Origin of the sequence: Arthrobacter terrae, from assembly GCF_015708085.1 — a bacterium.
GTDB lineage: Bacteria > Actinomycetota > Actinomycetes > Actinomycetales > Micrococcaceae > Arthrobacter_M > Arthrobacter_M terrae.
Window position 1 is genome coordinate 26,584 of the sequence record NZ_JADNYM010000036.1, and the last position, 8,093, is coordinate 34,676.

Below are 8,093 nucleotides of genomic sequence, written 5' to 3' on the forward strand. Positions count from 1 at the left end.
ACACCGTTTGACCTGCACACCGTTTGACCTGCACACCGTTTGACCTGCACACCGTTTCCGCCGAGGAGAAATGCATGAATGCTGTACCGCCGTTCCGGCACCGTCTGCTGCGTCGTCGCCGTCGTGCCGTTGGCAGTCGTGCCGTTGGCAGCCGTGCCGTTGGCAGCCGTGCCGTTGGCAGTCGTGCCGTTGGCCTCATCGCCGCCGCGGTTGCTGGTGCGCTGCTCCTTTCGTCCTGCACGCTGCTGGCACCGAGCAAGGAAGCGGCCCCCAGCATCTCCTCAGCCGCACCCGAAAACCTGGTCGGCACACCGGCGGAACTGAACTCTTACTACACGCAGTCAGTGACGTGGAACGGCTGCGAAAAGTCGTTCGAGTGCACCACCGTCAAGGTGCCACTGGACTATGCGGCGCCACAGGGGAAGTCCATCTCGCTGGCGCTCATCCGGCTGGCCGCAACAGGCGAAAAGCAGGGCTCGTTGCTGGTCAATCCCGGTGGACCCGGCGCATCCGGATACAACATGGTTCGCGACGGCGGCAAGACCTACTTCTCGGCCAAGCTCCGCGGCGCCTACGACGTCGTCGGCTTTGATCCCCGGGGCGTGCAGCGCTCCTCGCCCGTGCAGTGCGTTGACGATGCCACCCAGGACAAGGAACGCCAGGAATCCTTTGATCTGGACACCGACGCAGGCCTGGCCGGCTATGAGGCCGAGCATAAGGCGGACACAGCGCAATGCGAGGCGAAAAGCGGCGGCGTCCTTCCGTACATCGATACGGAGAGCTCCGCGAAGGATATGGACGTCATCCGGGCGGTGCTCAATGACAAGAAACTGAACTATATGGGCTTCTCCTACGGCACCAAGCTCGGCGCCACGTACGCCGGGCTGTTTCCGCATAACGTGGGCAGGTTTTCCCTCGACGGAGCACTGGACCCCTCTCTGACCGACGCAGACATCACGATGGGCCAGGCAGCCGGCTTCGAGCAGGCCATCCATTCCTGGGCCGCACACTGCCTGCAGGACGCCAAGTGCCCGGTCAGCGGAACACCCGAGCAGGCCGTTCAGCAGATCCGGGACCTCAACGCCAGCTACGTCGACAATCCGCAGAAAACCAAGGATGGACGGCTGGTCACCGCGGAGGAGTTCACCGGCGCGCTGGCCTTCGCAATGTATTCCACCGATCTGTGGGATCCGCTCGAATCCGCGCTGACCACGGCGTTCAAGGGCGATTCCAACGCCATCCTGACCCTGGCCGACTATTCCGCGGACCGTGATGCCAGCGGCCATTACACCACCAACACCGCCGCCGCCTTTACCGCCATCAACTGCCTGGACTACCCGATGGAAACCAACGTTGCAGCCATGCGCAGTCAGTCACAGGAGCTTCAGAAGGTCTCCCCCACCTTCGGCAAGATGCTTGGCTATTCCGGACTGACCTGCAAAGACTGGCCTGCGCCGGTGGTTGATAAGCCCGCAAAAGTCACCGCTGACGGTGCCGGACCAATCCTGGTCATTGGCACCACGCGCGACCCGGCCACACCGTACCAGTGGGCCCAGTCACTAAGTGCCCAGCTCTCCTCCGGCGTGTTGGTGACGTGGGACGGCGACGGCCACACCGCCTACGGCCGCGCCAACGACTGCCTCACCAACGCGGTTGATGGTTACTTTGTGGATGGCAAGGTTCCGGCGGATAAGACCCGCTGCTGAGCACGATGTCGCGGCGCTTTGACATGCGCACAGCGCCTGCGTTTTGACCTCCGTTTTGACGTGCGTTTTGACCTGCGGCCGAACGCTGGATTAGAGTTGTTGCTTGCGTCCACCGCCGGATTTCGATCCGTTGGATTTTCAGTGGGCGCAGGCCTCCTTAGCTCAGTTGGTAGAGCGTTTCACTCGTAATGAAAAGGTCAACAGTTCGATTCTGTTAGGAGGCTCAGTTCAAGCCCCGCACGCGCAATGTGCGGGGCTTTTCTGATCCCATCAGGTCCAGGCTGATCCAGGTTCCTGCTGACTCCGGGCCGCGTTCAGTGCTTCCCTGATCGTCATCTTCAGTCGTCCCAAAGCCGGGCTGCTTCGTCCACGTGCCGGTGCACTGCGTACGCGCGGCGCTCGACGGCGGCGATCGGGCCGGCATTCAGCCGTACCAAAGCAACGGCTTCGGCTGCGGTGGCCAGGGCGTTGCCGGCGCGGGTAAGTTCACGGTGGACGTCGTTGAGGTAGCCGCCGGCGCTGGCCGGGATGTTCATGTTGGCACTGGGCGCCCGCGACTGCGCGGCAGCGCAGAGCGCCCGCACCCTGGGCAGCAAATCCGCAAGCGCGTTGGCCGTCGGCACTACGGCCGCGTAATTGTCCGGATCCTCTATGCCTTCGAGCATCTGATGAAACCTGTCCAGGCCGCGGCGGAATCGGTCGTGGGCCCGCCGCCACACACCATTGCCGAGTTCGGCGTCGTCTTTGCGGCCCTGCCTGGCCGCCGCAAACAGCACCCTTGGTCCTGCGGTTAGAGGTACTGGCCCGGACCACGGCCGGGCTCATCGTGGTCAAGGCCGCTGGCCTGCCGCGCTCCTGTGGGAGCCCGCTGCGGCTCGCCGTTCTCGCCGACGACGACGCCGGGGGCCAGGACGGTGCCGGGCGGGAGCTGGCGCAGCTGCAGCTGCGCCGCGGTGTGCTGATTGGCCAGCTGCTGTGCGGCCATGGCGGCCTGAATACCGTGGAAGAGTCCCTCCAGCCAGCCCACCAGCTGCGCCTGAGCGATGCGCAATTCCGAATCCGACGGCTTCGCGTCCTCGGAAAACGGCAATCGTATCCGGTGCAGCTCGTCGACGAGTTCAGGAGCCAAGCCGTCTTCCAGTTCGCGGATGGAGCGCTCGTGGATCTGTGCAAGGCGGGTGCGTGCTGCCTCATCGAGGGGCGCGCTTTTTACCTCTTCAAGGAGCTGCCGGATCATGGTGCCGATCCGCATCACCTTGGCAGGTTCATCCACCAGATCCCCAAGCTGCGGCGGCTTTACCTGTGCCGTCGCATCGCGTAGGGCTTGTCCCTCGACTGGAACCCCAGCATCATCACTCATGCGTTCATACTCTCATGCCCGCTTGTTCGGCCGGCAGGCAGGCTATGCGTGCGGGCAGGTTATGCGGGTGGTCTGGACAGGTGCAGCAGGAATTCGGTATTCCTTACGTGTCACCGGCCCAGACCACCGTCGCTGCAGCGGCTACTGCGGAATCAGCAGCACCGTCCCTGCGGATTGGACCCTTCGCGGTCAGTTTTATCCCGCCAGAATTCCTTCACCGTCATCGGCGCGGCATCGTCATGGACCGTTCTGTGATACGCCACATACTTGTCGTAGGCATCTTCCCCGAGGACGCCCTTGGTATAAGCCACAACGTGCTTCAGCCCGGCAGCGAGAGTCCGCATGGCAACAGCTTGCGGGGTCACCATTTGCGGGGACACCGTCTGTGCATCCTGAGTCAATCCCTTCATGGTTTGCCTCCCGCCACGTCCGTACCGGTACCCGATCCAGCCACTGGCGCACCCGCCGCACTCATTGCACGCACTGCCCGGCCGCCGTCGTACTCCTTCCACTGCGCCTGCAGGTCCTTTTCCGCCTTGGTAGCCAGGAAGCCGGCGGGGGCAAAGATCCGCGCGGGCACGGCCTTGTCTTCCGTAGCATCCCCATTGAGCGTTGCAGCGTCCTGACGGAAGGCCTTCCAGGTGACCAGCACTGACGCGGTGATGACCACGATCGACAGCACCACAAAGATGATGGACAGCGTCCCCTGGACGAAGGTATTTCGGACCACGGCCTCCATCGCGGCGATCGACTTGGCGGTCCCAAAAGATGTCTTCCCTGCATCCAACGCGTTTTGGAAGGCATTGTGCTGCGCCCAGTAGCCGACCGCAGGAACCGTGGAGAAGATCTTCTGGAACGACGCCACGATCGTGACCACGGAGACAAAGGCCAACGGCACGGCGACGATCCACAGGTACTTGAAGTTGCCCCGTTTGGCCACAATGGAAAGGCAGACCGCCAGCGCGATTGCTGCCAGCAGCTGGTTGGCGATGCCAAACAGCGGGAACAGTGTATTGATGCCGCCGAGCGGATCCGTTACTCCCATGATCAAAATGGCACCCCAGCCGGCCACCATAATCGCGGTGCAGACCCAGGACCCCACACGCCAGGACGTGTCCTTGAAGCGGGGGACAAAGTTGCCGATGGAATCCTGGAGCATGAAGCGTGCCACTCGGGTCCCCGCGTCCACCGCTGTGAGAATGAACAACGCTTCAAACATGATGGCGAAGTGATACCAGAAACTCATCAGCGCGGGGCCGCCGGCGACTTGATGCATGATGTGGGCAAGGCCGACAGCGAGCGTTGGTGCACCGCCGGTGCGCGAGACAATACTGGTCTCACCAACATCTGATGCGGTTTGGGCGAGGGTCGCCGGGTCCACATGCACACCTGTTAAACCGAGCGAGTTCACGAAGGCCGCAGCGCCCTCGACTGTTCCGCCAGTAGCTGCTCCGGAGGCGTTCATGGCGAAATAGATGCCACGGTCGATCGACAGTGCGGCTACGAGCGCCATGATGGCCACAAAGGATTCCATCAGCATGCCGCCGTAGCCAATGAACCGGCTCTGGCGTTCCTTTTCGATCAGCTTGGGCGTGGTACCCGAAGCGATCAGTGCATGGAAACCCGATAGCGCGCCGCAGGCAATGGTGACGAACAGGAACGGGAACACGGAACCGGCAAAGACGGGGCCATCGTTACGCCCCGCGAATTCGCTGAAGGCCGGGACATTAATTTCGGGCCGGACCAGGACGATAGAAAGCGCCAGCATCAGGATGGTGCCGATTTTCATGAAGGTGGAGAGGTAGTCGCGGGGAGCCAGCAGCAGCCAGACCGGCAGGATCGCAGCGATGAAACCGTAGACGATGATGCCCCAGGCGATCGTGGTGCGGTCAAGGTGGAAGAAGGCCGAGGCCCACTCGTTGTGGGACACCATTCCACCGCCGATGATGGCCGCGATCAACAGCACGAATCCGATAATGGAAACTTCCATGATCTTCCCTGGACGCCAGAAGCGCAGGTACAGGCCCATGAACAGCGCAATCGGAATGGTCATCGAAACGGAAAAGACACCCCACGGGCTCTCGCCCAAGGCGTTCACAACGACCAGCGCCAGAATGGCAACGATGATAATCATGATCAGCAAGGTGGCAATTAACGCCGCCGTGCCGCCGATCACACCGAGTTCCTCGCGGGCCATTTGTCCAAGTGAACGGCCACCGCGACGCATGGAGAAGAACAGAACCAGATAATCCTGCACGGCGCCGGCCAGGACAACGCCGACAATGATCCAGATAGTGCCGGGCAAATACCCCATCTGCGCCGCCAGGATGGGGCCCACCAATGGTCCCGCCCCCGCGATGGCGGCAAAATGGTGCCCAAAGAGGACATTGCGGTCCGTGGCAACGAAGTCCTTGCCGTCCGCGTTGTACTCCGCTGGCGTGGCCCGCTTGTCATTGGGACGGAGCAGGTGCTTCTCGATGTATTTGGAGTAGAAGCGGTAACCAATCAGATATGTGCACACGGCCGCGAAGACGAACCAGATTGCGTTTACAGTTTCCCCGCGGACAACAGCGAGCACCACCCAGGCGATGCCACCGAGCAGGGCGATGGCCACCCAAACGGCAATTTTCAGCGGCGTCCACTTATGCGCACGTTCCTCCGCTTCGACATCGATCGCCACCGGTGGCAGATCGGGGTCCTGGACCAGGACGTCAGGCCCTGTCTGTCCTTGCACAGAGCGCTGGCTCATGTCTCTCCCTTGAGAAGGTTTTAATGTCTTGTGAGAAGGTTTTAATGTCTTGTGAGAAGGTTTTGATGTCTTTGCATCGGTTTCATTCCCGTAGAGCGTAGCAAAGAACGCACGGGAGGCTGGAAGTACGGCCGATCCCCTACACGGTCAGCAGGACCTTGCCCATGTGTTCACCGGAATCAAAGTACGCATGCGCCTGCGCGGCCTGCGCCAGCGGGAAGGTCTTAGCCACTAAAGTCTTGACCTTTCCATTGCTCACCAAAGGCCAGACGTGCTCACGGACAGCGTTCATAATGGCACCCTTTTCCTCCGTAGGACGGGCGCGGAGGGTGGTACCGATGATGGCCGCCCGCTTGGACACGAGCATGCCCAGGTCCAATTCAGCCGTCGTTCCGCCCTGCATGCCAATGATGACCAGTCTGCCGTACTGCGCCAGAGCATCCACGTTGCGCTGCAGATACTTTGCACCCACCACGTCCAGGATTACGTCGGCTCCGTGTCCTCCGGTCCGCTCTCGGAGCACCTCGACAAAATCCTGTTCGCGATAATTAATGGCGATGTCGACTCCGAGAAACGCCGTCAAAGTACTGGTCTTTTCCTCGCTGCCGCTGGTCGCGGCGACGTTGGCACCTAACGCCTTCGCTAGCTGGACGGCCATGACGCCGATGCCACCGGTACCACCATGGATCAGGACCGTTTCGCCGGCCTGAAGCTGAGCTGTCATGAATAGATTCGAATACACCGTAGCCGCCACCTCGGGCAGAGCAGCGGCGGTGACCACATCGACTCCGGCCGGGATACGCAGCACCTGTTCCGCCGACACCGCCACCTGCTGTGCGTAGCCGCCGCCGGAGAGCAGCGCGATCACCTTGTCACCCTTGGAAAATGCCTTGGCAACATTGGGGCCAAAGCCAGCAATCCGCCCGGACACCTCAAGCCCAAGGATATCCGAGGCACCGGCGGGAGGAGGATAAAATCCGCGCCGCTGCTGGACATCTGCACGGTTAATTCCAGCGGCGACGACGTCGATCAACACCTCGCCCGGCCCCGGGACAGGTGCTGGAACCTCGCGCAGTTCCAGCATTTCTGGTCCACCCGGAGCCTTGATACCGATCGCCTTCATGTCACCCTCCACTGGTTAAAACTAATCTCTTGCTGTCACGTTGCTGCGAGGCCACGTGCGGCACCGGCGGCAGGCCGAATAGGTGACCGATGGGGCTGCAGACCGATGGGGCTGCAGACCGATGGGGCTGCAGACCGATGGGGCTGCAGACCTATGAGGACTACGAGCAGCCATCACAGCATAGACGTGATCTGCTGCCAATATCTTCACCCGTTGGGTCTTCAAGTTCCTCCGGCTCCCATCCGCGCGGTGCCGGGGAGCAGTGGGGCTGTGGAGGTGTAGTTGAGGCCGAGGGGTGTGGTGATTTTTACGGTGTGTCGTGGGGGTGTTCCGGTTGGTGGTCCGGGTGTTCCGGTTGGTGGTGGGGTTCGGGGTTGTGGGGTGGAGGTCCAGCCGGGTGTTTCTTTGCGGTAGTTGCAGCGTTCGCAGAGTCCTTGGCCGTTGAGTTCGTTGGTTTTCCCGTTGTTTTTGTTGTTGTGTTGGGTGTGGTGGGGGATGATGTGGTCGATGTGTCTGATGGGTGCGTCGCAGTAAGGTGTTCTGCAGGTTTGGTCTCTTGCGGTGATGAATCTGCGCAGTCCGGGTGGGAAGAGGCGTTGGGTGGAGTCCATGGCGACGAGGTTCCCGGTGCCGGGGGCGGTGTAGAGCCGTCGGATCCAGACCCGGAACGCCGGGTCTTCCATCGCCGCGGCGGGGTTATTGTTGGTTGTCTTTGTTCCGTGCTGGATGAGGTTTCTGGCCCGGTGGGCGGGGATTGTTCCGTAGCCGGTGAGGTGGGCTGGTTCGCTGTCGCTTTGGAACAGGGTCCTATCGGTCATGACGAGTTGGATTTCCACCCCGCTGATTCCGCTGGGTGTTCCGGTGGTGCGGTGGATCAGGGTGTCGGCCATGATTTGCCCGCGGCCGCGGTGGTCTCCGCCGGCACGGAGGGTGTCTGCTTCCCGGGATAGGGAGCCGTATACGCCGACGCCTTCAGCGACGGGCAGGAGCGCGGAGAGCCGGACCATCGCGTCGGGGGCCGGGCGTATGCTGACGTGCCGGTCGTTGACGGCTTTCGTGTTCCGGGCCAGCATGGCGAGTGGGTCCAGGCGGTACGCGATCTTCTTGGCTTCGGCGCTGATTTGCTGGTATCCCATTACTGCCATGGTCCCGGTG

At 61.9% G+C, this 8,093-nt stretch carries 7 protein-coding genes and 1 tRNA gene; 2 read left to right on the forward strand and 6 right to left on the reverse strand.

What is annotated here, in order from left to right; translation table 11 throughout:
• The first annotated feature begins 74 nt into the window (after positions 1 to 74).
• Both IV500_RS20165 and IV500_RS20170 read left to right on the forward strand, forming a co-directional pair.
• Positions 75 to 1,706, forward strand: a complete 1,632-nt coding sequence (locus tag IV500_RS20165; protein ID WP_196398609.1) for an alpha/beta hydrolase — start codon at positions 75 to 77, stop codon at positions 1,704 to 1,706.
• Between the two features lie 151 nt (positions 1,707 to 1,857).
• Positions 1,858 to 1,930: transfer RNA gene (locus tag IV500_RS20170), tRNA-Thr, on the forward strand.
• A gap of 114 nt (positions 1,931 to 2,044) precedes the next feature.
• Here IV500_RS20170 and IV500_RS20175 read toward each other — a convergent pair.
• From IV500_RS20175 to IV500_RS20200, 6 genes are all read right to left on the reverse strand, one after another.
• A complete protein-coding gene (locus tag IV500_RS20175) occupies positions 2,045 to 2,482 on the reverse strand; it encodes a hypothetical protein (RefSeq protein ID WP_196398610.1) in 438 nt (145 codons plus the stop codon).
• 14 nt (positions 2,483 to 2,496) lie between these two features.
• Entirely contained in the window at positions 2,497 to 3,066 is a 570-nt protein-coding gene (locus IV500_RS20180; protein ID WP_196398611.1) for a bacterial proteasome activator family protein, read from the reverse strand.
• A 152-nt stretch (positions 3,067 to 3,218) separates the two neighbouring features.
• On the reverse strand, positions 3,219 to 3,476 hold the full coding sequence (locus tag IV500_RS20185) for a YbdD/YjiX family protein (protein ID WP_312876009.1): 258 nt from the start codon (positions 3,474 to 3,476) through the stop codon (positions 3,219 to 3,221).
• Positions 3,473 to 5,815 carry a carbon starvation CstA family protein gene (locus IV500_RS20190; RefSeq protein ID WP_196398612.1) on the reverse strand — a complete coding sequence of 781 codons (2,343 nt, stop codon included), beginning with the start codon at positions 5,813 to 5,815 and terminating at the stop codon, positions 3,473 to 3,475. Before IV500_RS20190 ends, IV500_RS20185 begins: the two co-directional genes overlap by 4 nt.
• A 139-nt stretch (positions 5,816 to 5,954) precedes the next feature.
• Positions 5,955 to 6,938: an NAD(P)H-quinone oxidoreductase gene (locus IV500_RS20195; protein ID WP_196398613.1), complete on the reverse strand. Its 984-nt coding sequence runs from the start codon at positions 6,936 to 6,938 to the stop codon at positions 5,955 to 5,957.
• A gap of 221 nt (positions 6,939 to 7,159) precedes the next feature.
• On the reverse strand, positions 7,160 to 8,093 hold a 934-nt coding region (locus IV500_RS20200), incomplete at its 5' end, for an HNH endonuclease signature motif containing protein (protein ID WP_230855257.1).